Source organism: Micromonospora cathayae, assembly GCF_028993575.1.
GTDB classification, from domain to species: Bacteria; Actinomycetota; Actinomycetes; order Mycobacteriales; family Micromonosporaceae; genus Micromonospora; species Micromonospora cathayae.
In genome coordinates, this window is sequence record NZ_CP118615.1 from 1,109,471 (window position 1) to 1,135,665 (window position 26,195).

The following is a 26,195-nucleotide window of genomic DNA, read 5'->3' on the forward strand; positions in this document are numbered from 1 at the left end:
GGGCCGGACCGTCCACGCGGTGCCGGCGCGGGGCGGGGTCGTCCGCGCTGTCCCGCCCCCGGGCCGGACCGTCCACGTGGTACCGGCCCGGGGACGGGGTCGTTCAGCAGCCGCCGCAGGTGTAGAACAGGATGTCCCAGTGGCTGCCTTCCTTGGTGTACAGGTTCCCGGAGGGTGCCCGGTACTGGTAGCCGAAGCCGGAGATGTACCCGACGTAGGTGTAGTACGTGGAGACGTAGTTCTGCACGCAGGTGCTCAGCGCGATGTCGAGCTTGTAGCCGTTCCAGTGGCTGTAGGTGCCTCCGGAGTGGCCGGTCTCGGTGCCGGCGGTGATGGTGACGGCGCAGCCGCTGGCGCGCTTGAAGGTGATGATCCCGTCGATGGTCGCCTGCCGGACGCCCTCGAACGAGGTGCAGGTCGGGTTGTTGCGGTCGCTGCAGTTGCCGCTGGATGTCCAGGAGATCCCGGCGGCACGTAGTTGCGACGCGGCACTGGAGTGGCTGATGGCGAAGGCCGGGCTGGCCAGCCCGAGCGCGGCGCCCACGGCGGCGACGGTGGCAACCACGAAGGTGAACAGGCGGCGGCGTAGGCCCGGTCGGTTGGCGGACATGACTCTCCCGTCAGGGGATAGGAAATCTTCGGGTCAGCAAGCCGGCTTGAAGGATTTCTACCAGACATCGAAGCTCATGACTATAGCGGGAACCCGGCATAGCACCTGAATCCGGGCACACTCTTGCCACATCTACTGACAGCTCTCTATCGTTCCTGCCAGGAAAGCGCTTTCAGCCAGCATCCGTCCCGGTGCTTACGGGCGGACGGCGGCCTGCCGTCCGTCGCGGTTTCCGGACGAACCACCACCGTCCACGAAAGGCACGCCCCATGACGAAGACCCGCAGTGCCGTCGATCGCGGTTCCCACGGCGACGGTCTCTCGTAACCGCCCCGAGCAGGTGGTGGTCCACCCCGCCGAACCCGGCGGGCGCTGAACACGCAGGCGGCGTCACCGCCTGCGACGACCTCGGACCCCTGATCGCGGCGACGGACTCCCCGGACGTCCGGCCCGCGCCGGCACCCCTGCCCGGTGACCGGCGACAGCCGCGAAGGTCGACGAGACGACCTCGGCAGGTACCGGCAGAACACCCAGCGATTCGACGACAAGGTGAGGCGAGATGAGACGACCAGGCACACTGCGAGTCCAGGCGGCGCTGGCCACGACGGCCATCGGAGCCATGGTCGGTGTGGCGCTACAGATCCCCGAGGCGTCGGCGGCGACCGGTGGCGTCACCGGGTACGCGACCCAGAACGGTGGCACCACCGGCGGCGCGGGCGGGCAGACGGTGCGCGCCACCACGGGGACCGCGATCCACACGGCCCTGTGCACCCGGGCCAGCAGCAGCACCCCGATCACCATCGAGGTCGAGGGGACCATCAACCACGGCAACACCGCCAAGGTGTCGGGCAACAGCTGCAACACCGCCGACGGCGTGATCGAACTCAAGCAGATCAGCAACGTCACGATCATCGGGGTCGGCGGTGGAGCGGTCTTCGACCAGCTGGGCATCCACATCCGGGACTCCAGCAACATCATCATCCGGAACGTGACCGTCCGGAACGTCAAGAAGTCGGGCTCGCCCACCTCCAACGGTGGTGACGCCATCGGCATGGAGAGCACCGTCCGCAACGTCTGGGTGGACCACGTCACCCTGGAGGCGTCCGGCGGGGAGTCGGAGGGCTACGACGGTCTCTTCGACATGAAGGACAACGTCCAGTACGTCACCCTGTCCTACAGCATCCTGCGCAACTCCGGGCGGGGCGGCCTGGTCGGCTCCAGCGAGAGCGACACCTCGAACGGCTACATCACCTACCACAACAACCTGTACGAGAACATCGACTCCCGGACGCCCCTGCTGCGCGGCGGCATCGCGCACATCTACAACAACCACTACGTGAGCCTGAACGAGTCCGGCATCAACTCCCGGGCCGGGGCGCGCGCCCGGGTGGAGAACAACTACTTCAAGAACTCCAAGGACGTGCTGGGCACGTTCTACACCAACGAGCGTGGCTACTGGCAGGCCAGCGGCAACATCCTCGACAACGTGACCTGGTCGAGCCAGGGCAGCGAGAACTACCCCGCCGGTCCGGGCATGCCGTCCAACACCACCGTGAGCATCCCGTACTCCTACCGCGCCGACGGTGCCAGCTGCGTGCCGAGCATCGTCAGCCAGACGGCGGGCGCGAACAAGGGCCTGCGGGTGTCGGACGGCAACTGCACGCCGCAGACGCCCAGCCCGACGCCGACCAACCCGACGCCCTCGCCGACCAACCCGACCCCGACGCCGACCAACCCCACGCCGACGCCGACGACCCCGCCGAGCGGTACCAACCTGAGCATCGGGGCCGGTTCCGACGGTTCCAGCAAGGCCAGCGGAACCAGCTACGGCAACGTCCTCGACGGCAACCTGAGCACCTACTGGTCCCCGAGCGGCTCGACCGGCCGCATCTCGATCAAGTGGGGCTCGGCCAAGACGGTATCCAAGATCAACATTCGGCAGGCGTCCGGTGGCGGGACCATCGCGTCCTGGCGGGTCGTCAACAACGACAACGGTGCCGTACTGGCCAGCGGCAGCGGGTCGGTCGGCGTCGTGTCCTTCTCCCCGACCTCGCTGACGAAGATCAACTTTGAGATCACCGGCGCGTCCGGCGCGCCACGGATCGCCGAGTTCGAGACGTACGCCGGATAGTCCACGGTCCGGTCCCCGCTGCGGGGCCGTAACCAGCCGACCGGCACCGACGCCGCCCCCGTCGCGGCACCGGAGCCGATGACAACCACCGCCCGAGCGGGGCGGGGACCGTCGCACCTGACGGTCCCCGCCCCCCGGTCGTACGCAGCACACACCGTCGGCGACGCCTGGACCGGGACGGCGGCCCGAGGTCGGTTGGCGGCGGTCACCCGTAGGAAAAGCGCCCGGCCGGTGGCCCCGGGATCAGACCCTTCCGGTCACCTCTGCCACCCCCGCGGTACTACGCCGCAGCGCCGCGACCATCAGCTCGGCGAACCGTTCCCCGTCGCGCGCCGACACCCCGGCACCGACCCGGACCGCGATCTCCACCGCGTCGCTCATCGGCTGGCGGGTCACCTCGACCGAGAGCGGAATCTCGTTACGGTCACACGACCACCAGTCCAGGATCCGGAAGCGGCGCAGCCCGGTGAGGGTGTCCAGCACGTGGAAGTCGGCGAAGTTCACCCGCACCCGGTGCAGCGGGCCGCCCGCCATCCGCTGCATCTCGGCCAACGGGAACCGGCGGTGCGGCAGGTACTCGCTCTCCAACCGGCTCAGGGCCGTGACCAGCACGGCACCGGACGTCCCGGCCACCGGGACGGTCACCGGAACGGTGTTGAGGAAGACCCCCAGCGAGTGCTCCGCCCCGGACCGTTCGGGACGACCGCTCACCACCACACCGGACGACACCTCGCCCACCCCCCACAGCTCACCGAGGGCCTCGAAGTGGGCTGCCAGGTAGACGTGCTTGGTCTGGGCACCGAGTTCCCGGGCCAGCGCCGTGACGGACGCGGCCAGATCGGCCGGGACGACGGTCAGCACGTCCGGGTCGAGCGGGGGCTCCGCCACTGCGGGCTCCGCCGGGAGGTACTCCGCCGCCGGCCCGGTCGGACCCGGCAACGCGGTGGCCACCCCGGCCACCCTCGACCGCCAGTAGCCACGGTCCCGCTCCGCGGCGATGCTCCGCTGCTCCAGCGCGACGAACTCCCGGTACGGCACGGTCGGCGGCAGCGTCGCCCCACCGTCGGTGTCGTCGAGCAACCGGAGCAGCTCGGCCATCAGGGTCGCGAAGCTCCAGCCGTCCAGGATGGCGTGACACGCCGACACGGCCAGGTCGACGGTGCCGTCCGGATGGGTCAGCACGTGACACCGCCACAGCGGGGCGGTGGCCGGATCGAACCCGCGCTGCCACTGCCCGCGCCACCAGGCCCGCAACGCGGCGCGGGGCGACCCGGCCGCCGGATCGGCCGCCACGAACTCCAGCGGGACGGTGACCTCCTCGTGCACGAGTTGCAGCGGAACCGAGTACGACCCCAGGTCGAGCGAGGTCCGCAGCACCTCGTGCCGCCCGGCGAGGACAGCCAGGGCCCGACGCAGCCGGACCGGATCGAGCCGGCCGGCCAGCCGCACGCTGACCAGGTCGTGGTACAGCGTCGGGTCCTCGGCGAGCTGGCAGTGGAAGATGATCCCCACCTGGAGGGCCGCCATCGGGTACGCGGCGGTGACGTCCGGGGGCAGGGCCTGCCGGTCCGCGTCGGTCAGCGGGTCGACGTGACCCTGCGGCACACCGGACACCCCGTCGGGCGTCGGCGGTTCCCCGGCCGGTGCCAGGCTCGCCGCGAGCGCGGCCACCGTCGGGGTACGGAACACCTGCTCCACCCCGAGCGGCAGCCCACGGTCCCGGGCCGCCGCGACGAGCCGGAGCACCCGGATGGAATCCCCACCCAGGGCGAAGAAGTTGTCCTCCCGGCCGACCACCGCCGCGTGCAGCACCTCGCCGTACAGGGTGGCGATCCGCCGTTCGAGTTCGGAGCCGGGGTGTTCGGCGGGGCCGGACGGCAGGTCGGCCGGTGTCTCCGGTGACCCGACCGGAACCGGCGCGGTGTCCCGGGGCAGCGGCCGGTCCGGATCGAGCACGGCCTCGGTCAGCAGGTCCAGGTAGCCGGCGAGGAACGACGCCGCCGTCTCCGGCTGGTACCGGCCGCTGTCGTACTCGGCCGCGACCAGCAGCCCGTCCTCGGTGTCGACCGCCTCGACGAGCAGGTCGAACCGGGTGGTGCCGGGATCGACCGCCACCACCCGGCTGCTGCGCAGACCGGGCAGCCGCGGCGCGAAACGGTGCGGGCCGTGGTACCCGAACACCACCTGGACCAGCGGCTGGCGGGCCGGGTCACGGACCGGATCCACCGCGGCGACGATCTGGTCGAACGGCACGTACTGGTGTTCCAGACCACGCAGGACCTGCTCGTGTACCGGACGCAGCAGTGCCCGCAGCGACGCTCCGGCCGCCGGCCGGAGCCGCAACGGCAGCGTGTTGGCGAAGTAGCCGACCGTCCCGTCGAACGCCGGGCCGGGCCGGCCGGCCGCCGGCGAGCCGATCACCATGTCGGTGCGGCCGGTCGTCCGGGCTACCTGCGCCGCGAAGCAGCTCAGCAGGACCGCGTACGGTGTGACACCCTCGGCGCGGGCCAGCGCGGTCACCCGGCGCACCAGGGCCGGCGGGCACAGCAGGGTGGTCCGCCCACCGGTGTACCGGGGCCGGTCCGCACGCGGGTGGTCGCCGGGCAGTTCCAGCACCGTCGGGACGCCCCGCAGGGTGTTCCGCCAGTACTCCAGCCCGGCGGCCAGGGCACCGTCCGCAGCCTGCCGGCGGTGCCAGCGTACGAAGTCACCGGGGCCACGGTCCCGGGACGGTGGCGGGTCGGTGCCGTCGCGCCGGGCGGCGTAGCAGGCCGACAGGTCGCCGGCCAGCACACCGAGTGACCACCCGTCGGCCACCACGTGGTGCACCGCGAGGACGAGCAGGTGGACGTCGGCGGCGAGGGTGACGAGCAGGGCCCGGAGCAGCGGCGGACGGGTCAGGTCGAACGGCGTCCGGATCAGCTCACGGGCACGGGCCAGCGCCGTCTCCTCGTCCGGCACCCGGATCGTCCGCAGCAGACCGCCCGACGCCGGCACGCCGACCGTGACCACGCCGCCGGGGGTGCTGACCAGCCCGGTACGGAGCGCGGGATGCCGGGCCACGAGATCGTCCACGGCTGCGGACAGTGCCGGCAGGTCCAGGTCGCCGACGAGGCGTACCACGGCGGGGATGGTGTAGGCGACGTTCGACTCCGGGGCCAGCTCGGTCAGGAAGAGCAGGCGTTGCTGGTTGCCGGACGGCAGCCCGGCCGCCCACACGTCGGCGAGGGCCGACCGGTCCACCTTGCCGTTGGCGGTCAGCGGAAGGCTCGCCACCAGCCGGGTCTCGGCGGGTACCGCGTGGGCCGGGAGTTGCTCCGCCAGTGCCGCGCGGACGTCCGGTGTCGCGCCGTCGTCGGTGACCACGTAGGCGACCAGTCGCAGGTCGTCGCCGTCGTCCTCGGGCACCACGACACCGTGCCGTACCCCGGGGACCGCCCGGAGGGCGTGTTCGACCTCGCCGAGTTCGATGCGGAAGCCACGGAACTGGATCTGGTCGTCGGCCCGCCCGTGGATGACCAGCTCGCCGTCCGGGGCCACCGAGGCCAGGTCACCGCTGTGGTACATCCGGGCACCGGGCGGCCCGTCCGGGTCGGGCAGGAACCGCTGCGCGGTCAGCGCCGGACGACGCAGGTAGCCCCGGGCCACCCCGGGCCCCGCCACGTACAGCTCGCCCCGTTCGCCCGGGGCCACCGGCCGCCCCTGCCGGTCGAGCAGGTGCAGCCGCAGGTCGGCGATGGGCCGGCCGATCGGGCTGCGGTCCCGGCCGGTGTCCGACTCGCGGATGATCCGGGCCGTCACGTGCACGGTCGTCTCGGTGATGCCGTACATGTTGACGAGTTCCGGCCGCCGGTCGCCGTACGCGGCAAACCAGGGCCGCAGCACCGGTGGGTCGAGGCGCTCGCCGCCGAACACCACGAACCGGAGCGACGTGGCCGGGAACCCGGCGGTGCCGGCCGCGTCGAGCAGCGTCCGGAACGCCGACGGGGTCTGGTTGAGGATCGTCACGCCGTGCCGCCGGAGCAGCTCCCAGAAGCGGCCCGGGTCTCGGGAGGTGAGGTACGGGACGACGACCAACTGCCCGCCGTGCAGGAGGGCGCCCCAGATCTCCCAGACCGAGAAGTCGAAGGCGAACGAGTGGAACAGCGTCCACACGTCCTCCGGTCCGGGCCGGAACAGGGCCCGGGTCGCGTCGAACAGTCGGGTGACGTTCCGGTGGCTCACCATGACGCCCTTGGGGCGGCCGGTGGATCCGGACGTGTAGATCACGTAGGCGAGGTCGTCGGGTCCCGGACCGGTACCGTCCGGCACGTCGGCGTCCGCCGCCACGGTGTCCGGCGCTGCGGTCGCGGACGCTGCGGTGGTCGGGGATTCTGCGGTGGCGGACGCTGCGGTGGTCGGGTCGAGGTATTGGGTGCCGGTGCCGGCGAACAGGGCACCGAAGGAACCGACCCCGACGATCAGCCGGCAGGCCGAGTCGGTGACCAGGTACTCCAGCCTGGCCTTCGGATAGGTCGGGTCGAGCGGCAGGTAGGCGGCCCCGGCCTTCAGCACGCCGAGCAGCAGTACGACCAGGTCGACGCCGCGTTCCGCGCAGACCCCGACCAGGTCCCCCCGGCCCACGCCGAGTTGCCGCAGCCGGGCCGCGACGCGGTCGGCGGCGGTGTCCAGTTCCCGGTAGGTCAGCTTCCGGTCATCGTCGACCACCGCGATCCGGTGCGGGTGACGCGACCGGGTCGCGGCGAACCGGTCCACCAGTGACTCAGCCATGGTCGGTCTCCGTCGCCGGGCGGTCGGCCGGCCCGGTCCCCACCAGGGTCCGCACCAGGTTCAACACCCGGTCCCGCTGCTGGTACAGGGCGAAGTGGCCGCCACGGTACGCGTGGAGGTGGCACGGCCCGGTGGTGTACTCTCGCCAGCCGGCCAGGGTGGCCCGGTCGAGTGTCCGTTCCCCGGTGCCCGCCATGGCGATGATCGGGCAGGTCAGCGGGGGCCGGGCAGCCGGCCGGTAGCCGACGATCGCGGCGAGGTCGGCCCGCAGGGCGGGCAGGATCAGGCGGAGCAGCTGCGGCTCGTCGAGCACCTCGGCGGCGGTACCACCGCTGTGCCGCAGCCAGTCCGCGAGCGCGTCGTCGTCGAACGTGTCCGGCAGGTCGGTACGTGGCGTGTGCGGTGGCGCACAGCCGGTGACGACCAGGGCGGCGGGTGGCCGGCCGTCCCGGGACAGCAGGTGGGCGGTCTCCAGGGCCACCAGTCCGCCCATGCTGTGCCCGAGCAGCACGACCGGGCCGGCACCGACCCGGTCGAGCGTGATGAGCGTGTCCCGGGCGAGTTCGGGGATGCTGGCCGGCGGTTCCTCGTCAAGCCGGCTGCCCCGGCCGGGGTACTGCACCGCGTAGTGCTCGACGTCGTGGTCACGCGCCGCCAACCAGGAGAAGAACGCGGACGCGCCGGCACCCGCGTGCGGGAGGAGCACGAGGTGCCGGGACGCGGTCCCGCTGCCGCCGCGCACCCAGCGACGGTCGGCCACCATGCCCGCGCCGGTCACGGCGCCGGATGCTCCGCGACGAGGGCCTCCACCCGGGCGACGTAGTCGCCGAACGTCGCGGCGGTCAGGATCAGGCGCAGCGGGACCGGGGTGTGCAGCAACCTGCTGAGCTGCGCGGTGGCCTGGGCGGCGGCGAGCGAATGGCCGCCCAGCCCGGCGAAGGTGTGCTCGTCCCGGATCTCGGCCGCGCCGAGGACCTTCCGCCAGACCGTGGCGGCGGTGGCCCCCACCGGCCGGCCGGCAGCACCACCGGACGGCAGGACGGCACCACCGGACGACAGGGCGGCAGCACCGGACGACAGGGCGGCACCACCGGCCGGCAGGGCGGGCCGGGGCGGGGTGGCCGGGTCGGGACCGGGGGGCGCGGGCAGCGCACCTCGGTCGACCTTGCCGTTCGCGGTGGTCGGCAGCCGGTCCAACAGGAGGATCGCGCCCGGCAGCATGTACCCGGGCAGTTGCTGGCCGAGGGCGGCCAGCAGCGCTGCGGGGTCGGGCCGGGCACCCGGCACCGGCACGACGTACCCGACGATCGACGGCCCGCCCGCCGCCCGGTGCAGGTGGGCGACGGCCCGGTGCACCTGCGGGTGGCTCTGCAACACCGCCTCGATCTCGCTCAACTCGATCCGGTGTCCCCGGATCTTGACCTGGTTGTCCACCCGGCCCAGGAACTCCATGGTGCCGTCGTCCCACAGCCGGACCCGGTCCCCGGTGGCGTACATGCGCGCGCCGGGAACCCCGACGAACGGGTCCGGCAGGAACCGGCGGCGGGTCAGCTCCGGATCGCCGTGGTACCCGTGGGCCAGGCAGGCCCCACCGACGTACAGCTGACCGGGCACCCCGACCGGCACCGGGCGGAGCCGGTCGTCGAGCACGTACCGGCGCACGTTCCGGATGGGCCAGCCGTACGGGATGCTGGCCCAGGCCGGGTCCACGTCGCCGACCCGGTGGTAGTTGCTCCACACGGTGGTCTCGGTGGGCCCGCCCAGCGCGACGACCTCCGCCTTGGGGAACGCCTCGCGGACCGTGTCCGGTTGACCGACCGGGATCCAGTCGCCGCTGAGCAGCACCAGTCGCAGGTCCGCGCCCGGCACCACGCCAGCGGGGAGGTACGGCTCCACCTGGGCCAGGGCGGCGGGCGCGGAGTTCCACACGGTGACCGGCTCGGTGTCGATGATCTCGAGGAGCCGGGCCGGGTCGGCCAGTTCGTCGTGGGTCGCCACCCGGACGCTGCCCCCGGCGGCCAGCGGGCCGAGCACACTGTAGACGGACAGGTCGAAGCCCAGCGGGGTGACCAGCAGCACCTGGTCGTCCGGGCATACCGAGAACGTCTCGTTGACCCAGGTCAGCAGGTTGACCACCGGGCTGTGCCCGACCGCGACGCCCTTCGGGACGCCGGTGGATCCGGAGGTGAAGAGGACGTAGGCGAGGTCCCCGCCGACCGGCTCCACCCGGGGCGTCGGCGGCACCGGCGGGGCGGTGGCCGCGTCGATCAGGGTGAGCCCGCTGGTCCGGGTTCCGGCCGGCCAGCGGGCCGGCACGGCGGCGAGGTGCAGCACGGCCGGCGGTCGGGGCTGCCCGGCCGCGACGGCGACCGAGCGGGCGAGCTGGCGGCTCCCGGTGACCAGCACGGGCGCGGCCAGTTCGCCGAGCACCCGCGCCATCCGTGCGTCCGGCCAGGACTCCTCGACCGGTACGAACGCCGCGCCGACCGTGAGCACCCCCAGCATGGCGACGACCGCGTCGACGCCCCGGTCCACCGCGAGCGGCACCAGGTCACCACGCCGGACGCCGAGCAGGGTCAGTCGGGTGCCGAACCGGCTGGCCGCGTCCAGCAGTTCGGCGTAGGACAGTGTCCGGTCCGGGTCGAGTACGGCGACCGCAGCCGGCCGACGCCGGGCCTGCTCGTCGACGAGGTCCAGGATGCTGACGCCCGGGGTCGGGCCCGACGTCGCGTTCCACCGGTGCAGCAGGGTGTCGAGTTCGGTGACGGACAGGCAGGTCAGCCGCCCGACCGGGGTGTCCGGGGCGGCGTCGGCCAGGTGGTCGAGGAGCTGACCGAGGTGCGCCAACAGCCGGCTGACGGCGGTGGCGGAAACTGCGGCACGGTCGAAGGTGGCGCTGGCCCGGCCCGCACCGGTGGTCCCGATCCGGACCGTCACGGTCGCCGGCAGCGGCCCGGCACCGTCCGACCCGACGGCGAGCGCCGTGCCCCGCCCGGTGCCCCGCCCGTCGTCGGACCTCCCGGCCACGGCGGAACCGGCCGACCCGGTAGCCACGGCGGAGCCGGTAGGCCCGGTAGAGCTTGCGCGGGTGACGGTCGCGGCGCGGGTGACGGCGTGTACCAGCGCGGCGAAGGTGTCGTCCGGGTCGACCGTCACGTGCAGATCCTGATCGCCGTACCCGAACGTCACCGCGAGATCGCCGGTGTACTCGGTGAGCAGCAGGGCCCACAGGGCCGCCAGGACGATGTCGGGCGGTGTCCCGGTCCGGGTGCCCATCGTGTGCAGGCGGGCCGTCCGGTCCGCGCCGAGATCCTCGGTCACGGTGGTCCGGTCGGTGTTCGGCCCGGCCCGGCCGTGGACGATTCCCAGTGCGGTGGATCCATCGGGTGTGGGATCCCAGGTCATGCCACCCGGCCCTCCCGTGTCATCTGATGATGGACATGAACGGCGAGGTTTCCCGATATGTGGAAGATGTGCAGCTGCCCCCGCAACGCGCATGGCAATGCTAGAGGGCACCCCGAGACACGTCAATGGGATAATTGACAGATCGGATTGGCGACAGTTCAGGTCCTCCGAATCGTGGCGGTAGAACCCAGAGTGCGGGCATTTGTCGTCACACCCGTACAAGGCACGGAACGAATGATCTTGGCGTTGGTCGTACACTGACGGCCGGCTATGCTGAGCTTCGCTGACAGACCGTTCCAACGGGGAGGTAACGGCTGATGGAGACGGCGGACCTACCGCTGCGCACGCCATTCCTTGACGGCCACGAAACGGTCTTCGACGAATTGGGCGAACCGATTTCACTGGCCCAGCGGGAGCGTCTCGCGGTCTGGCGTTCCGGACGCCGGTGTCACGATCAGCCGACCTATGCCTGGGCTTTTCCCGGTCAGCTCGACGAGGCTGTGGTGCGAGCCGCGTGGGCGAACGTCCTGGCCCGTTTCGGCAATCTGCGAACCGTTTTCACCGTCACCTCCGACGGGCGGGTCGGTCGGGGGGTGGCGGCGGCCGGGGATGCCACCCGGGCCACCTTCGCCCGCGCCGAACCCGCCGACTTCTTCGACGTCCTCTGTGCCCGGCTCGACCTGTTCGACACCGTCCTCACCCGGCTGGTGGTGGCGGTCGACCGGCGGGAGACCCTCCTGGGGGTCTGCTTCGACCACCTGGTGATCGACGGCACGACCGTACGGATGGTGCTGTCGGCGTTGTGGGCGGCGCTGCGCGGCGAGGAACCCCCGGACCCGCCGCCACTGGGCGACGCCCGGTTCGTCCGGGCCGAGCTGGCCACCGCCGGCTCGGCCGAGGTCGACCGGATCCTGACCTACTGGCGGGCCACCACCGGCGGCCACCACAGCTACCCCGCGCCGCACGAGGGCATCACCCGGCCGGCCGGCGTCCCGGCCCGGCCGGAGACCGCGACGGTGCCGGTACGACTCGGCGGGCCGACCGGGTTACCGGCCGGCCGGCTCGGCCGCGCGGCCCTGCTGCTGTCCGCGGTGGCTGTCGCCTTCGGTCGGACCACGGACGGCACCGCGCCACGGTTCGTGACGCTGACCCAGGGCGCCCGCCGCGCCGGCCGCAACCAGCAGCGGATCGCCGGTTTCCTGTCGAACTGGCTGCTCGCCTCGGTGCCGGTCGCCCGGTCCGCGGCGGTGGGCGCCGGCCCGGCCGCGCAGGCGATGCTGGCCGCGATGGCCGCCGGGGACGTCCACCACGCGGAGGTGGTACGCCGGCTGGAACCGGACCGCTACGGCGCCCGGTACGGACCGTCCACCGGGCTGCCGCCGTACTCGCTGTTCAACTACCTCCAGCAGCTGCCCGAACCGAGGATCGACCGGGGCACCGGCCGGACCCTGACCGTGCCGCCGGTGCCGGGCAACATCCTGCACGGCGGCCTGCGGGTGTACGGATCGGAGCCGGAACACGGTGCCGACGTGGCCGTACGCGTGGTGGCGGACGCGGGAGTGTACGGAGCCGGATTCGCCGCGGCGCTCGCCGAGGCGATCGTCGTCGCCACCGCGCCGTGACCGCCGTCGACCCGCGGCGGCTGCCGTCCGCCTTCTGGTACCTCTGGACGGCGGTCCTGATCAACCAGCTCGGCGGGTTCGTCATCCTGTTCCTGTCGATCTACCTGACCCAGCGGCGGGGGTACTCCGTCGCGTTCGCGGGCCTGGTGGTCGGGATCGCCTACGGCGGCGGGGGCATCGTCGGCACGGTGCTCGGCGGGGCGGCGGCGGACCGCTGGGGCCGGCGGGCCGTCCTGCTGACCGCGCATCTGGCCACCGCCGTGTCGACCGTCCTGTTGGGCATCGCGACGGGTCCGCTGGCGATCACCGTCGCGGCGTTCGGCGTCGGCGCGGCGAGCAACGTGCTGCGTCCGGTGGCGGCTGCCGTGATCGTCGACGTCACCACGCCCGAGCAGCGGCCCCGGGCCTTCGCCCTCCAGTTCTGGGCGATCAACCTCGGGTTCGCGGTGGCGGCGATCATCGGCTCGTCGGTCCCGGACCGGCACTTCGTGACCCTGTTCGTGCTGGATGCCGCGGCCACGCTGGGCGCCGGTCTGATCATCTTCGCCCGGGTGCAGGAGACCCGGCCGGCCCGGGTCGACCCGGCACCCGGCCGGGGCGGTGGAGCGGTCCGGGGCGGCGGAGCCGTCCGGCAGGTGCTGGCCGACCGTACGTTCCTGGTGCTGGTCGCGCTGGCGGTGCTGTTCGGCCTGGTCTTCATGCAGCACAACACCACGATGCCGGTCAGCATCCGGCAGAACGGCCTGCCACCGGCCACGTACGGCTGGCTCATCGCGCTGAACGCCGCGCTGATCGTCGGCGGTCAGCTGCTGGTGCCACGGCTCGCCCGGCACCGTGATCCGGCGCACCTGCTCGCCGTCGCGGTGCTCTCGATGGGCGGCGGCTTCGCGGTGCTCGCGGTGACCCAGCAGGTGTGGGGCTACCTGCTGTCGGTGCTGATCTGGACCGTCGGCGAGATGCTGCACGCCGCGATCATGCCGACCCTGGTCGGCGCGCTGTCCCCGGCCGACCGGCGCGGCCTCTACCAGGGGGTCTTCGCCCAGGCTTTCCCGATCGCGGCGCTCGTCGCCCCGGCCGGCGGCGGCTGGGTCATGGACCACTTCGGAGCGGCCACGTTGTGGTGGTGCTGCCTCGTCCTCGGGATCGCCGGCGCCGCCGGGCATCTCGTCATCGGACCGGCCCGTCGGCGGCGGCTGGACATGCTCGAACCATCGTCAACGACCATTGGAGTGAAGGCCCGTGGAACGTGAGACCTTCCAACGTCTGGTTACCGAGTACCTCACCGCCCTGGACGACGCCGGAGAGGACGCGGAACCGCTGGAGATCCGCCCGGACGACAATCTTTTCGACGTCGGCGTGGTCACCTCCCTCTCGATGATCAAACTGATCGGGCACATCAGCGACGTGACCGGCACCTCCATCGATCTGAGCCGGTATTCGATCGAGAGTTTCTACACCATCGACTCGATCTACGACGTGGTGGAACGGGCGGCGGCGGACCATGTCGACGCGTGAACTGCCGATCGCCCGACTGGACTTCGAGGACGAGGCGTTCCAGACCGATCCGTGGCCGCTGTACGACTGGCACCTGACCCACGCGCCGGTGCACTGGTCGGCGTCCATGAACAGTTACTTCGTCTTCGGTTACCGTTCCGTACGCCAGGTGCTCACCTCGACGGAGTTCACCGCGTACCATCCGTTCCGCCGCAGCCGGGCCGCTTTCGGGCCGTCGGCGCTGGACAGCGAGGGCAGCACCCACAACCGGTACCGTGGCGTGCTCGCCGGCCCGTTCCGCCCCAAGGCGATCAGCGGCTACGCCGAGGCGGTGGTCGGCGACGTGGTGAGCCGGCTGCTGGACGATCTGCTCGACACCGGCGACCCGGCCTTCGTCGACGAGCTCGCCTGGCGGCTGCCGACCCGGGTGGCGTGCCGGATCCTCGGCCTGCCCGAGTCCGACGATGAACTCCTGTACCGCCTGATGCGGCCGTTGATCCTCTTCGTCGACCATGTCAGCCACGACTTCGGCGGCGTGGTCCGGGACCGGGACGCGCTGCGCGGCTACCTGCGCGACCGGGTCGCCGGGGGGATCGATCCGCTGCGCATGCTGCGGACCATGGCCGAGGCCCCCGGCATGAGCGAACCGGAGGTGATCGACAACGCGGTGCTGGTACTGGCCGCGGCGACCGAGACCACCTGCTCCGCCACCGTCAACCTGGTCGCCCGGGTGGCCGCCGAGCCGGGCCTGTTCGCGCGGATCCGCGCCGACCGGACCCTGGTACCGGCCGTGGTGACCGAGACGCTGCGGCACGAGCCACCGCTGCACGTGACCCTGCGTTACGCGGCCACCGACGTCACCCTGGAAGGGGTACGCATCGAGCGGGGATCGTCGATGCAGGTCTGCCTCGCCAGCGCCAACCGGGACCCGGCCGTCTTCGCCGAGCCGCACGTGTGGAACCCGTGGCGTACCCGGGCCACCCCGCTGACCTTCGGGATGGGCCGGCACCACTGCCTGGGTTCCGGTCTGGCCCAGCTGGAGCTGGAGACCGTGGTGGGCATGCTGGCCGACCGGCTGACGGACCTGTGGGTGGTCGCTCCCGATCCGGCCACGCCCCGGGGCCGGACCTTCCGCTCCGTGCCGGGGCTCCGGCTGGGCTACCGGCGCGCCGGTGGACGGCCATGACCGGTACGGACACCCTGGTCTCCCGGTTCGTCGCCGTGGCGCGCGCCGACCCGGACCGGCCGGCTGTCAGCGACGGCGGGTTCAGCGTCCGGTACGCGGAGCTGGACGGCTGGTCGGACACGGTCTGCGCGGAACTGGTCCGGGCCGGGGCCCGGCCGGGTGATCTCGTCGGGATCTCGCTCCGGCGGGGTGCGCCGGTCGTGGCCGCCGTGCTCGGTGTGCTCAAGGCCGGCTGCGGGTACGTGCCTCTCGACCCGGACTATCCGGTGGCCCGGCTGCGCTTCATGATCGAGGACGCCGGCGTCGCGGCGGTGCTGGTCGACGACGGTACCCCCGCCGCCGTGGCGGACGGCACCACCGCCGTGCGGATGCCGGGCCCGGAGCAGCGGGCGACGGCTGGCCGGGGTGGCGACGCGTCGGTGCCCGACGGTCTCGCCTACGTGATCTACACGTCCGGTTCGACCGGTGTCCCCAAGGGCGTGCCGATCCGGCACCGGCACGTGTTGGCGCTGCTGGACAGCGCCCGCCGGCACCTGCCGCTCGGGCCGGACGAGACCTGGACCCTTTTCCACTCGTACAGCTTCGACTTCTCGGTGTGGGAGATCTGGGGCGCGTTGCTGTTCGGCGGCCGGCTGGTGTGCGTGTCCGACCTGGTCCGGATCAGTGGCGACGCGTTCCACGACCTGCTGGTCCGGGAGCGGGTGACGATGGTGAACATCGTTCCCTCGGTCTTCCGCCACCTGCTGGTGGACAACGGGCGGCCGGCCGCCGAGCTGTCCGTCCGCCGCGTGGTCTTCGGCGGGGAGGCGGTGGACCCGACGTCGGTCTCGCGCTGGCTCGCCCGGTTCGCGCCGGCCCGGCCACCCGAGATGATCAACATGTACGGCATCACCGAGTCGACGGTGCACGTCACCTACCGCCGCATCACCGGGGCGGACCTGCGGCGGTCGGGTCCCGGGACGGTCATCGGCCGGCCGCTGGCCCACCTGTCGGTCACGCTCCGGGACGAGCACGGCAGGCGGGTGCCGCCGGGCGAGCGGGGCGAGATGTACATCGCCGGCACCGGAGTGACCGACGGCTACCTGCGCCGCGAGGAGTTGTCCGCCGAGCGGTTCCCGCTGCTGGACGACGGCGCGGGGCCGGTGCGGTACTTCCGGTCCGGTGACCTCGCCTCCTGGTCGGACAGCGACGGCGGGCTGGTCTTCCACGGCCGGATCGACGACCAGGTGCAGTTCCTGGGTTTCCGGGTGGAACTGGGCGAGATCGAGAGCGCGCTGCGGGCCGCCCCGCTGGTCCGCGACGCCGCGGTCGTCCTCGACGAGGAGGCCGGCGAACCGGTGCTGTCCGCGTTCGTGGTGCCGGCCCCGGACGCCACGCTGGCGGTCCGGGAGCTGCGCCGGACCCTGCTGGCCACCCTGCCCCGGCACATGGTGCCGAAGCGGATCCGGCGGATCGACGCGCTGCCCCGCACCTCGTCCGGCAAGACGGACCGCCGTGCCCTGCTGGCCCGCCCCGACGGCCACCCGTCGGGCTGACGAGGCCCGGAGTCCGGCTACCGGGCCGCGAGTTCCGCCAGTACCCGGTCCCGCGTCGGCGCGTCGAGCAGGTCGACGTTCGCCCGGTAGCACCGCGCCGACCGGACCATCGCCCGCAGCCGCTCCTTCATCGCGGCCAGGCCGGCGGTGAAGGCGTCGAAGTCGGTGCCGTAGTGGACGAAGAGGTCGTCCTTGAGCCCGTAGGTGGTGACCGCGAAGGCGAACTGGTCGAGGAAGGTCAGGACGCTCTCCCCGGCCACCCGCTCGAAGCTGTCCGGCTGCGCCGGGTTGTAGTCCACCACCACCAGGTTGCGGAGCCGGCCCTGCCGGGCCCCCCGGTCGCCGAACAACTGCTCCGGTCGGGCGATGTGGTCACCCGCCTCCATGTGCCGGGGCAGGTCGTACCGGTCGATCAGATCCGCGAACTGCCGGTCCCGGCGGACCCGGAGCGACGACGGTACGCCGTACACCGTGGCGTCGTCGGCGACGAGCGCGTGGGTGTTGGTCAGGAAGCTCGCCCCGGCCAGGCACGCCTGCACCAGAAAGACGGTCTTGCCTCCGCCGTTGCGGCCGACGAGGAGGGTCGCGTCCCCGTCGTCCTGGACGAACCCGCCCGCCTTGAGGTGGAGCAGCCCGGCGTCGGCGGAGTGCACGGTGAGGATGTGCTTCACGAAGTACGGCCACACCGTCCGTTCGAGCTGCCGGCCGACCACCAGGAACCGCCGCCCGTTGGTGATCAGGTACGCCGGCTCGCCGAAGTAGTGCACCAGGTAGTAGCCGGCCCGGAACCGCTTGCCGCGGAAGGTCCGGTCCACCTGGGCCGCCACCGCTTCCAGGTCCACCGGGTCGCGGTCCTGGTCGATGCAGACCACCTCGTAGTCGTACCGCCCGTCGTCCGGTCCGACCTCGGCGAAGTACCCGTACGCCGGGAAGCTCTCCAGGTTCGTGGCGAGGCGTACCCGCACCACGTTCAGGTCGACGACCGCGGCCGTCCGGATCGGCACGCTCGCCACGACGGGGTGCATCAGGTCTCCTGGTCGGTCTCAGGCGGCAGCGGCGGCGTCGACGCCGGCGATGCGGGTACGCGGCAGCCCGGCCGGCAGGTCGGCCGTCGGGGCGAAGAGGAAGTCCAGGTCGGCGACGGTGTGGTCACCCCGGAGGATGAAGCACTCCGCGCCGCCCCGGGCACAGGTCACCAGGGCGGCGAGCTTGGTGTGCATCGCGCCGGTGGAGTCCCAGGGGCTCTGCGTCCACAGCAGGTCGTAGGCGGGACCGGGATCGTGGGCGTCCACCTCGGCCAGCACGTCCCCGCCGTCCCGGCCGTCGCGGAGGATGCCCGGCACGTCGGTCAGCACCACCGCCCGCATCCGGCCCGGCACGACGGGCAGCAGCACCTCCGGCACCCGGTCGCTGGAGAACGACACCAGTTCCCCCTCCGTGGTGAGCAGGCAGTCGCCCGACAGCACCGGCAGCGCACCCCGGCCCAGCAGGCCCAGCAGCACGTCCGGGCAGGCCCGGGGCACGCCCTGCTCCAGCGTGCACATGGCGGCCAGTTGCAGGGGGAAGGCGTCCACCCCGGCCGCACGCAGGGCCTCCGTCCAGGCCCACTTCACGGTGAAGCACGCCTGGGTGAGCGCCACCAGCCCGAAGGCGTCGTCGTCACGTCGCTGTCTGATCGCGCCGTGCCCGAACGCCCCACCACCCACCACCACCGCGAGCCGGCCCGGGTGCCGGGCCACCAGGCCGGCGAGCAGTTCGGCGTACGCCCGGAGCACCTGCTGGTCCAGGCTGCCGGGTCGGCTCTTGTCGGAGAACAGGCTGCCGCCCACCTTCACGACGACGAAGTCCGGTGTCAATTGGCCTCCTCGGGAGGTCCCCGGCCGACAGGATCGGGCGTCAGGTCATTCGATGGGCCGCCAGGTGGACGGCGCGCGCCAGCGCGCCCAACTGCTGTGCCACCACGGTTCGCCACCGTCGAGCTGGGCGGCGATCCGGTCCGCTTCCCGGCGGACGGCGCTCGCCTCGTCGGCCGTCATGTCTCCCCTGTGGACGGCGGTTGCGAAGTTGTCCTGATCTTTCCACTGGTACCGACCGGACGGCAAGACCACCAGATCCAGAATGTAGTCGAGGGTGTCGAAACCCGTCACGGTACGGAGGAAGGGTGCCTGGAAGTTGACGTACCAGCCGGCGAAGTCGCCGTGCGTCGGATCGCGGAGCACCCACACCGCGTGGTGGTCGCCCGGCCGGTGCAACTGGACGACGTCCGGGCTCAGCCACCGGTCGCCGAGCTTCTGCCACGGGTGCGGGCCCCACCGGAACGGTCCGGACCCGAACCTGATCCGGGTGCCCTGCGCGAGGTGGACCGCCAGCAGGTCGGGCTGGTCGACGATGACGCGCACCGGGTACGCGCACCAGGTCCGGCCGTCGAGCACCTCCCGGTGTTCGATCACCTCGCCGAACGCCGCCGGTCGCGGCGGCGGGTTCCCGGTCGACGCCTCCGTCGGCGGAAGGCGGTCTACTACCGCTGCCACCGGCGCACCACCGCTCCGCCCTGCCACCGGGGCGGGCGGAACCGGCGGCGCGGCGGGCGGAGCGGACGGGGCCGGCGGTGGAGCAGGTGGGGCTGTCGGGGCGGACCGGCGGACCTGGTCCACCAGTCGCTGTGCCGCCGGCAGGTCGCCGGGGACGTCGACCTCGCACCACTCGCCGTCGAGGCAGTCGACCGGTTCGACGGCGAGTTCGTCGAGGACTCCGGTGAGCATGCGTTCGAACTGCACTGCGGGTACCGCCCCGAGGGTGGCCCGGCCGAGTTCGGCGAGCCGCCGTACCGTCCCGGGGCGGAACCGGAACACGCAGGCCGCCTCGCCGGTGCTGATCTCCTCCGGCAGGTCCTTGCCGAGGCGGGTGAGCCGCCCGGCCCTCGTCTCGGCACGCATGTCCCAGGCGCTGAAGGGCCGGGTCCGGTCCAGCGCGAACAGGTCGGCGTCCCGGTCCACCGCCATCCGGCGGACCAGCGCCGGGCTGACCAGCACGTCGGCGTAGGTCAGCAGCACCGGTCTCGCCCCGAGGCCGGCGGCCCCGAGGGCGAAGGAGTACGCGCTGTCCGTGGTCCGCCAGTCGGTGTTGTCGACGAACCGTACCGGCCCGGGGTAGCCGACGGCCGACACCGCCGCCCGCACCTCGGCGGACCGGTGGCCGACGACCACGGTCAGCGGGGGTGCCCCCAACTGCCGCAGCACCTCGACGGTCCAGAGCAGCGGAGTGGTGTCGTGCACCGGCGCGAGCGCCTTGTGGACGTCCCCACCGCCGGCGGCGAACCTGCTGCCGCGTCCCGCGGCCAGGATCAGCACGTCGAGGTCGAGCACGGCCGTCACCTCCTTCCCCGGGCCACCGGCCACCGCCGGCTTCAGAAGTTCACCGCCAGCAGCCGGGCCGGACCCGAGCCCCGGGCGGCCGTGAAGGCGTGCCGGACGTACGGCTGGAGGTAGAGGCTCGACCCGGTGGGCAGGACGGCCTCGTGCGGCCGCGCGGGGTCGCCCCACTTCATGTGGATCTCACCGGAGAGCACGTAGATGAACTCGTTGCCGGCGTGCCCGTCGTTGAACTTCGCCTCCGCCGGGTCGTCGACCAGCACGTCGACCACCAGCGGCACCAGCGACGGCACCTGCCGGGTACGCACCAGGCAGTGGTACACGTAGTAGTCGACGCCGCCCCGCACCCCCTTGAGCACGGACCGGTCCTCGGGGCGCTGGATCAGGACCCCGGCGTCCAGGTCGTCCTCCACGTCGGGAGCCAGGTGCTCCAGCGACGTGCCGAGCACCTCGGCGAGCTTCATCAGCTGGGCGAGGGACAGGTCACCGACGTGCCGGCCCTGTTCCCAGTCGGCCAGTTCGGCGACCGGTACGCCGAGCCGCTCGGCCAGCCCGGCCTGGTCCAACTTCACCTGTTCCCGACGCTCCCGCAACTTGCTGGCGAAAGCCTGTTCGGCCATCACGGACATCTCAGACACCTCCGGTATCAGTACTTGTCGCTGTTCCACTGACGGGTCGAGTAGGAACGGACCCGGGACGCGTTGAAGTTCGCGTTGAACTTGGCGGCCAACGCGGCCACCTCCTCGCCGGACCACAGCCCGGGGACGTTGATGATTCCCTGCTTGTAGGTCATCCGGTACAGCGCCTCGTCCGCGTCGACGAACCGCTGCCGGATGCACTCCCGGAGCAGCTCGGAACCGACGATCGGCGAGGCGGCGAAGAAGGACGCGCTGCTGAACCCGGCCTCCTCGGCGTAGTCGTACGAGGCCTGCATCTCCGCCAGGCTCTCCCCCTCGTTACCGAACATCGGCGGCATGCCGATGATGAAGAACCCGTGGACGTGCATGCCGATGCTGCGCGCGTACCTGATCAGGTGGGCGGTGCGGGCCAGGTTCAGCGGCTTGCGGATCAGCTCCTTCAGCACCCGCTGCACGCCGCTCTCGATGGCGAACGTGACCTGGTAGGCGCCGGACTCGACCATCAGGTCGAGCAGCTCCTCGTCCATCCGCCACAGCGCGGTGCCCTGCGGCGTGGCCCACGGCAGCCCGATCGTCCGGAACGCCTTGAACAGCTCACGGGCATGGTCCATGTCGTTGGTGATGTTGTCGTCCTGGATGTGGAACTCGTCGATCCCGTACCGGTCCCGGAGCGCGACGATCTCGTCCACCACGTTCTGTACGCTGCGGCGGCGCAGCTTCTGCCCCCAGAAGTGGGTGGTCGTGCAGAACGTGCAGTGCGCGGTGCAGCCCCGGCTGGTGTAGACCTGACCCACCCGCGACCCGACCGTGTACGGCGACTGGTACGCCTTGATCTCGAAGTACCGCTCCATGTTGTACAGGTGCCAGGCGGGGAACGGGATGTGGTCGAGTTCGCCGTCCGCCCCGAGGATCGGCGACTCGCGTTTCACCTCCGGCCCGGCTGGCCGGGTCGAGCTGATCAGCGGAAGTTCCGGCTTGATCCGGACCGCGCCGGTGGCGTCGCGGTAGGCCAGCCCCTGGAGGGTGTCCTCGGCGATGCTGCCGTTGAGGTGTTCGATCCAGAGCAGGAACGTCAGCTCCCCCTCGCCGAGGAAGACCACGTCCAGGTTCGGGTCCTCCAGGCACGCCTTCGGGAAGTACCGCGCGTGCGCGCCGCCCATCGCGGTCTTCGCCTCGGGTACCACCCGGTCGGCCAGGCGCAGCAGGTGGTGCACGTTGTCGGCCTGGTTGCTGAAGATGCTGGACACCCCGACGACGTCCGGGGCGAACTCGCGCAGGACGGTGACGATGGCGTCGTCGTCCAGGCCGTAGCGGAGGAACTGCGGGTCGCCGTCCACCTCCCGGGCGTTGTCGTACCCCTCGGCGAAGACGTCCAGCAGGCGTACCTCGTACCCGTACCGTTCCAGCACGGCGGCCAGGTAGCCGATACCGAGCGGGTAGGTGCAGCGCGGCAGGTCGTGGCGGTAGAGGGTGGCCGCCGGGTTCAGCAGCAGGATCTTCTGGAACCGGCGGCGGGCCGGGTCGCTGGCCACCGTGGGCAGGTCACCCCAGGAGATGGCGGGTTTGCCGTGCAGGGCGGATTCGGCGGATCCGAGCGCCCCGATGGTCAGCAGGTTCTTGTTGTCGGTCATGCCGGACTAGCTCCTTCTGCCGTCGGCGGGTCGCTGGTCGAGGGTCACTGGGCGTCAGAGGATGCCGCTCAGGTGGTCCAGAACCGGCGTCGGGCGTAGTGCCACCGGGTTGCGGTCGGACCGGCCGCCGTGTCCGATGCCCGCGCGGACCAGCTCCGGCAGGTCGTCCCGACCGACGCCGTAGTCCCGCAGCCGGGTCGGCCAGCCGTTGGCGCGCAGGGTGCCGGTCAGCAGCGACGGGAACTCGTCCGGAGCGCAGTCCAGCCCGGCCGTGGCGGCCAGGACCCGGCTGCGCTGCGCGGGCTCGGCGTGGGTCAGGTTGTACCCGTGGAGCCAGCTCAGGTTGAGCGCGCACGCCACCCCGTGCGGGACGCCGAAGCGGGCGGTCAACCGGTAGGCGAACCCGTGCGCGGCCGTGGTCCGGGTGAGGTCGATGGCCTGACCGGCGTGGATCGCACCCCGGGCCAGGTCGGCGCGTTCGCCGGGGGCCAGGTGTTCGATCCGGCGGCCGGCCAGCGCACCCAGCAGCCGCGTCGCGGCCACCGAGTACGCCTGGGACCGCCTGGTGGCGACGATGCTGAAGGACGACTCCACCGCGTGGCAGACCGCGTCCAGGTAGCTGCTGCTCGCCACCGGCACCGGGCAGGTGGCGGTCAGCGTGGGGTCGACGATCGCCCGGTCGGCCCGGACGTCGGGGTGGTCCAGGGACCGCTTCTCCAGCCCGACGAAGAGGGTCGCGAAGCGGGTGACCTCGCTGCCGGAGCCGGCCGTCGTGGGCACCAGGATCAACGGCGGCAGCCGGGTCGGCGTCGGGTCGCCGCCGGCCAGGCAGGCCAGCGCCGCGGCCCGGTCGGCCGGCAGCAGGCGTACCGCCTTCGCGGTGTCCAGGGCGCTGCCCCCACCGACCCCGATGATCAGGTCGGGTCGTTCGTCGTCGCGCAGCCGGCAGCCGGCGAGGACGTCGTCGAGTTGCGGGTTGTTGGTGAAGCCGTCGAAGAGGGTGACCTGCCAGGGCGCCAGCAGCACGTCCAGTCCGGTGTCCCGGTAGCCGCGACGGCTGCCCACGACCAGGATCCGCCGGGGTCCGATCGCGGTGATCTCGGTGACCAGCCGGCTCAGGCTGCCCGCGCCGAACACCACCCGCTCACCGGAGTCCACCACGTCGATCTCGCCGCCGACCTCGCCGTCAATCTCGCCGCCGACCTCGCCGCCGGGCGGACCGCCGTCGGCCGGACCGGCACCGACGGTGGGCCCGGCGACGGTCGTCACCGCCCGGTCGGCGTCGGCCCGGGAGGTGGTACCGGTCGTGGGTCCGGCACCGGTCGTGGGTCCGGCGTCGGCCCGGGGGGCGGTACCGGCCGTCGGTCCGCCGCCGGCGGTCGGGGCGACGCCGGCCCCGGGGGCGGTACCGGCCGGTGCGGTCGCCGTCGCGCGGACCGCGGCGCTCAACCGGCGGTAGATGTCGGGTGCGCTCAGGGCACTCGTGGCCCGGGGCGGAGCCGCGCCCGGGTCGGCGGTGACGGGCACCACCACCAGGTGCGGCCCGGACCGGGTGAAGGCCGCGTCGAGGGCCGACGCGACCGCCGCCGGGGTGGCCGCATGGTGGACCGAGCGGTATCCGGCCGCCCGGCCGACCGCCACCAGGTCGGTGGCGTGCGACGTGCTGGGCTGACCACCCGTGGAGTCGTAGGACTGGTTGTCCAGCACGACGTGCACCAGGTTGGGCGGGGTCAGCGCGCCGATGGTGGACATCGTCCCCAGGTGCATCAGGGCGGCCCCGTCGCCGTCGAGCACCACCACCGGGCCGGGTTGGGCCAGCGCCAACCCGAGGCCGAACGCGCTGGCGTGCCCCATCGACCCCTGCATGTAGAAGTTCGTGGGCGCGTCGGCGAGCGCGAAGAGGCTCCGGGAGGTGTATCCGGTGGTGGCGACGGTCGGCACGCCCCGGAGCCGGGGCAGCATCGCGGCCAGCGCCTCCGTCCGGGACATCCCGGGCCGGGTCCCGCCGCGCGCCGTGCCCGCCCCGTCGATGCTGCCCTTCGGCACCAGCACGAAAGCGGACGATCCCCGGTCGAGGTGGCGGACCGCGCTGGCGGTCACCTCGTCGAGCGACCCGACCGACGGCCGGAGGGTCCAGTGCGGTACGCCCAGCGTGTCGAGCAGCCGGTGGGTGGTGCGCCCCATGACCTGGTGCTGCGGCTCGTCCCGCCCCGGGTCGGGCCAGCCGCGCAGGCTCAGGAACACGAGCAGGGGCACCTCGTACGGGGCCTGGAGGGAGGTCAACGGGTTGATCAGGTTGCCGAGTCCGGAGTTCTGCGCGAACACCGCCACCCGTACGCCGGCTGCGGCGGCACCGCAGGCGATGGCCGCCGCCGCGCCCTCGTTGGCCGCCGCGACGTACCGGCCGGCCGCGGTCATCCGCCCGATCGGACCGGCCAGGTAGGAGCAGGGGACACCCACCCCGAGCCCGACCCCGTGCCGGTCGAGGACGGCGCAGAACTCGTCGGCCCCGATCACGGTTGGAGCCTCTGCCACTCGTCCAGCCGCTGCAGGGCGAAGATCTCCGACACGCTCGCGATCCGGTCCTCCAGGCCGGTCGTCTGGCCGGCGGCGAGGATCTCGGCGTAGGTCGCACGCAGCGACGAGATCATCGTCCGCAGGCCGTGGTTGGCGTAGATGATGACCGAGGCACCGAGCTTGTACGCGTCCTCGGCGTCCCACGCGTGGTAGGTGGTCGGGACGATCACCACCGGCAGGTCCACGTCCCACCGGCCGAGGAACTCCACGATCTGGTCGTTCGTCGGCTTCTTGGAGTGCACGAGGACGGCGTCCGCGCCCGCGTCGGCGTACGCCCGGCAGCGGCGCAACGCCTCGTCCACCGTGCCTCCGGCGATCAGCGCCTCGGTACGGGCGATCAGGAACATGTCCGACCGCTGCTGGGACTTCGCCACCGCGATCTTCCCGGCGAACTCCCTGGTGCTGAGCAGGGAGTGGTCGGTCCCGGCGAAGCTGTTCATCTTCGGGTACGTCTTGTCCTCGACGCAGACGGCGGTGATGCCCGCGTCCTCGTACTCCATGATCATGTGCGCGACGTTGAGGTTGTTGCCGAAGCCGGTGTCGCAGTCCGCGACGACCGGGACGCGCAACGCCTTCTGCATGTCCGCGGCGGCCCGTAGGTACTCGGACATGCCGAGGATGCTCGCGTCCGGCAGGCAGCGCATCGCCGAGATCTCCAGGCTGGACGCCCAGACGGCGTTGAAGCCCGCCTGCTCGGCCAGCACCCCGGCGAGCGCGCTGTTGGCGCCGGCGACGCGGACGAGACCCTCGCCCGACATGACGGTACGAAAGGGTATGGCGTTCAGCCGTAGCACGACTCCCCCGTTGATCTTGAAAGCAACCATGGCCCGGTCGCCAGCCAGACCGCTGCCGGCAACTGATGGTCAACATCGGCGGCGGACGCTGCGCGGGCAGAACTGCCCACATTGGCCGCGATGTGTCGTCGGTCGATCTTCGACAACCTTTCCGCCTCGCCGATAGTGACACGATCGGGGAGCGTCCGTCTACCCTCCGACACTCCAATCATTGGACCGACAATGACGGACGCCCGCCCCCGGCATGCGGTTGACGTCCGTTTGGTAGGGCTCTGTCGAGGGTTGGCGGCAACCGCCCGGCCCGGCGTCGTCTGCGGGGAGAAGGTGACGGTCGACTGAGCCCCGGAAATCACTTCCGCACGGTGCCGACAATGTCGCCGAATCCGTTTTCCGAATACCGTCCGACGCCCATGTCCGTCCGCTCCACCGACG

The 26,195-nt window shown here is 72.2% G+C and carries 17 protein-coding genes; 6 read left to right on the plus strand and 11 right to left on the minus strand.

The annotated features are described in order from the left end of the window. Positions 1-103: 103 nt before the first annotated feature. The gene (locus tag PVK37_RS05155; protein ID WP_275032578.1) at positions 104-610 is read right to left on the minus strand and encodes a hypothetical protein; all 507 of its coding nucleotides are present in this window, start codon (positions 608-610) and stop codon (positions 104-106) included. Between the two features lie 558 nt (positions 611-1,168). On the opposite strand from PVK37_RS05155, the gene PVK37_RS05160 reads away from it, so the two are divergent. Beyond that, positions 1,169-2,740: a pectate lyase family protein gene (locus PVK37_RS05160; protein ID WP_275032579.1), complete on the plus strand. Its 1,572-nt coding sequence runs from the start codon at positions 1,169-1,171 to the stop codon at positions 2,738-2,740. Between the two features lie 243 nt (positions 2,741-2,983). On the opposite strand, the gene PVK37_RS05165 is transcribed toward PVK37_RS05160, so the two are convergent. From PVK37_RS05165 to PVK37_RS05175, 3 genes are read right to left on the minus strand one after another with little or no spacing between them, the layout of a single operon-like run. Beyond that, positions 2,984-7,510, minus strand: coding sequence for a non-ribosomal peptide synthetase (locus PVK37_RS05165; RefSeq protein ID WP_275032580.1), 4,527 nt, complete (start codon positions 7,508-7,510; stop codon positions 2,984-2,986). After that, positions 7,503-8,288 carry a thioesterase II family protein gene (locus PVK37_RS05170; RefSeq protein ID WP_275032581.1) on the minus strand — a complete coding sequence of 262 codons (786 nt, stop codon included), beginning with the start codon at positions 8,286-8,288 and terminating at the stop codon, positions 7,503-7,505. Before PVK37_RS05170 ends, PVK37_RS05165 begins: the two co-directional genes overlap by 8 nt. Beyond that, positions 8,285-10,915 (minus strand): non-ribosomal peptide synthetase, encoded by a 2,631-nt coding sequence (locus tag PVK37_RS05175; RefSeq protein WP_275032582.1) that lies wholly within the window; start codon positions 10,913-10,915, stop codon positions 8,285-8,287. Before PVK37_RS05175 ends, PVK37_RS05170 begins: the two co-directional genes overlap by 4 nt. A 503-nt stretch (positions 10,916-11,418) precedes the next feature. Between PVK37_RS05175 and PVK37_RS05180 the strand changes: the two genes are divergently transcribed. The 5 genes from PVK37_RS05180 to PVK37_RS05200 are packed head-to-tail and all read left to right on the plus strand — an operon-like array spanning position 11,419 to position 16,752. Continuing rightward, the gene (locus PVK37_RS05180) at positions 11,419-12,537 is read left to right on the plus strand and encodes a condensation domain-containing protein (RefSeq protein ID WP_275032583.1); all 1,119 of its coding nucleotides are present in this window, start codon (positions 11,419-11,421) and stop codon (positions 12,535-12,537) included. Continuing rightward, complete coding sequence (locus PVK37_RS05185; RefSeq protein WP_275032584.1) at positions 12,534-13,787, plus strand: MDR family MFS transporter; 1,254 nt, start codon at positions 12,534-12,536, stop codon at positions 13,785-13,787. The genes PVK37_RS05180 and PVK37_RS05185 overlap by 4 nt, the downstream gene beginning before the upstream one ends. Then, a complete protein-coding gene (locus PVK37_RS05190; protein ID WP_275032585.1) occupies positions 13,777-14,052 on the plus strand; it encodes an acyl carrier protein in 276 nt (91 codons plus the stop codon). Before PVK37_RS05185 ends, PVK37_RS05190 begins: the two co-directional genes overlap by 11 nt. Then, entirely contained in the window at positions 14,039-15,217 is a 1,179-nt protein-coding gene (locus PVK37_RS05195) for a cytochrome P450 (protein WP_275032586.1), read from the plus strand. Before PVK37_RS05190 ends, PVK37_RS05195 begins: the two co-directional genes overlap by 14 nt. After that, positions 15,214-16,752, plus strand: a complete 1,539-nt coding sequence (locus PVK37_RS05200; RefSeq protein WP_275032587.1) for an amino acid adenylation domain-containing protein — start codon at positions 15,214-15,216, stop codon at positions 16,750-16,752. The genes PVK37_RS05195 and PVK37_RS05200 overlap by 4 nt, the downstream gene beginning before the upstream one ends. Positions 16,753-16,769: 17 nt before the next feature. Here PVK37_RS05200 and PVK37_RS05205 read toward each other — a convergent pair whose 3' ends face one another. The 7 genes from PVK37_RS05205 to PVK37_RS05235 are packed head-to-tail and all read right to left on the minus strand — an operon-like array spanning position 16,770 to position 25,727. After that, positions 16,770-17,777, minus strand: a complete 1,008-nt coding sequence (locus PVK37_RS05205) for a FomB family phosphonate monophosphate kinase (RefSeq protein WP_275032588.1) — start codon at positions 17,775-17,777, stop codon at positions 16,770-16,772. A gap of 18 nt (positions 17,778-17,795) precedes the next feature. Then, positions 17,796-18,608: an amino acid kinase family protein gene (locus PVK37_RS05210; RefSeq protein WP_275032590.1), complete on the minus strand. Its 813-nt coding sequence runs from the start codon at positions 18,606-18,608 to the stop codon at positions 17,796-17,798. A gap of 45 nt (positions 18,609-18,653) precedes the next feature. Then, positions 18,654-20,117 (minus strand): DUF402 domain-containing protein, encoded by a 1,464-nt coding sequence (locus PVK37_RS05215; RefSeq protein ID WP_275032591.1) that lies wholly within the window; start codon positions 20,115-20,117, stop codon positions 18,654-18,656. Between the two features lie 41 nt (positions 20,118-20,158). Then, positions 20,159-20,752, minus strand: coding sequence for a helix-turn-helix domain-containing protein (locus PVK37_RS05220; RefSeq protein ID WP_275032592.1), 594 nt, complete (start codon positions 20,750-20,752; stop codon positions 20,159-20,161). 17 nt (positions 20,753-20,769) lie between these two features. Further along, positions 20,770-22,392, minus strand: a complete 1,623-nt coding sequence (locus tag PVK37_RS05225) for a B12-binding domain-containing radical SAM protein (RefSeq protein WP_275032593.1) — start codon at positions 22,390-22,392, stop codon at positions 20,770-20,772. A 54-nt stretch (positions 22,393-22,446) separates the two neighbouring features. Further along, a complete protein-coding gene (gene aepY / locus PVK37_RS05230) occupies positions 22,447-24,909 on the minus strand; it encodes a phosphonopyruvate decarboxylase (RefSeq protein WP_275032595.1) in 2,463 nt (820 codons plus the stop codon). After that, positions 24,906-25,727, minus strand: coding sequence for an isocitrate lyase/phosphoenolpyruvate mutase family protein (locus PVK37_RS05235; protein WP_275032596.1), 822 nt, complete (start codon positions 25,725-25,727; stop codon positions 24,906-24,908). Before PVK37_RS05235 ends, aepY begins: the two co-directional genes overlap by 4 nt. Positions 25,728-26,195 lie beyond the last annotated feature (468 nt).

Coding starts and splice junctions, on each gene's coding strand:
- PVK37_RS05155 (WP_275032578.1), bottom strand. CDS start 610: ATGTCCGCCAACCGACCGGGCCTACGCCGCCGCCTGTTCACCTTCGTG.
- PVK37_RS05160 (WP_275032579.1), top strand. CDS start 1,169: ATGAGACGACCAGGCACACTGCGAGTCCAGGCGGCGCTGGCCACGACG.
- PVK37_RS05165 (WP_275032580.1), bottom strand. CDS start 7,510: ATGGCTGAGTCACTGGTGGACCGGTTCGCCGCGACCCGGTCGCGTCAC.
- PVK37_RS05175 (WP_275032582.1), bottom strand. CDS start 10,915: ATGACCTGGGATCCCACACCCGATGGATCCACCGCACTGGGAATCGTC.
- PVK37_RS05195 (WP_275032586.1), top strand. CDS start 14,039: ATGTCGACGCGTGAACTGCCGATCGCCCGACTGGACTTCGAGGACGAG.
- PVK37_RS05200 (WP_275032587.1), top strand. CDS start 15,214: ATGACCGGTACGGACACCCTGGTCTCCCGGTTCGTCGCCGTGGCGCGC.
- PVK37_RS05205 (WP_275032588.1), bottom strand. CDS start 17,777: ATGCACCCCGTCGTGGCGAGCGTGCCGATCCGGACGGCCGCGGTCGTC.
- PVK37_RS05220 (WP_275032592.1), bottom strand. CDS start 20,752: ATGTCCGTGATGGCCGAACAGGCTTTCGCCAGCAAGTTGCGGGAGCGT.
- PVK37_RS05225 (WP_275032593.1), bottom strand. CDS start 22,392: ATGACCGACAACAAGAACCTGCTGACCATCGGGGCGCTCGGATCCGCC.
- PVK37_RS05235 (WP_275032596.1), bottom strand. CDS start 25,727: ATGTCGGGCGAGGGTCTCGTCCGCGTCGCCGGCGCCAACAGCGCGCTC.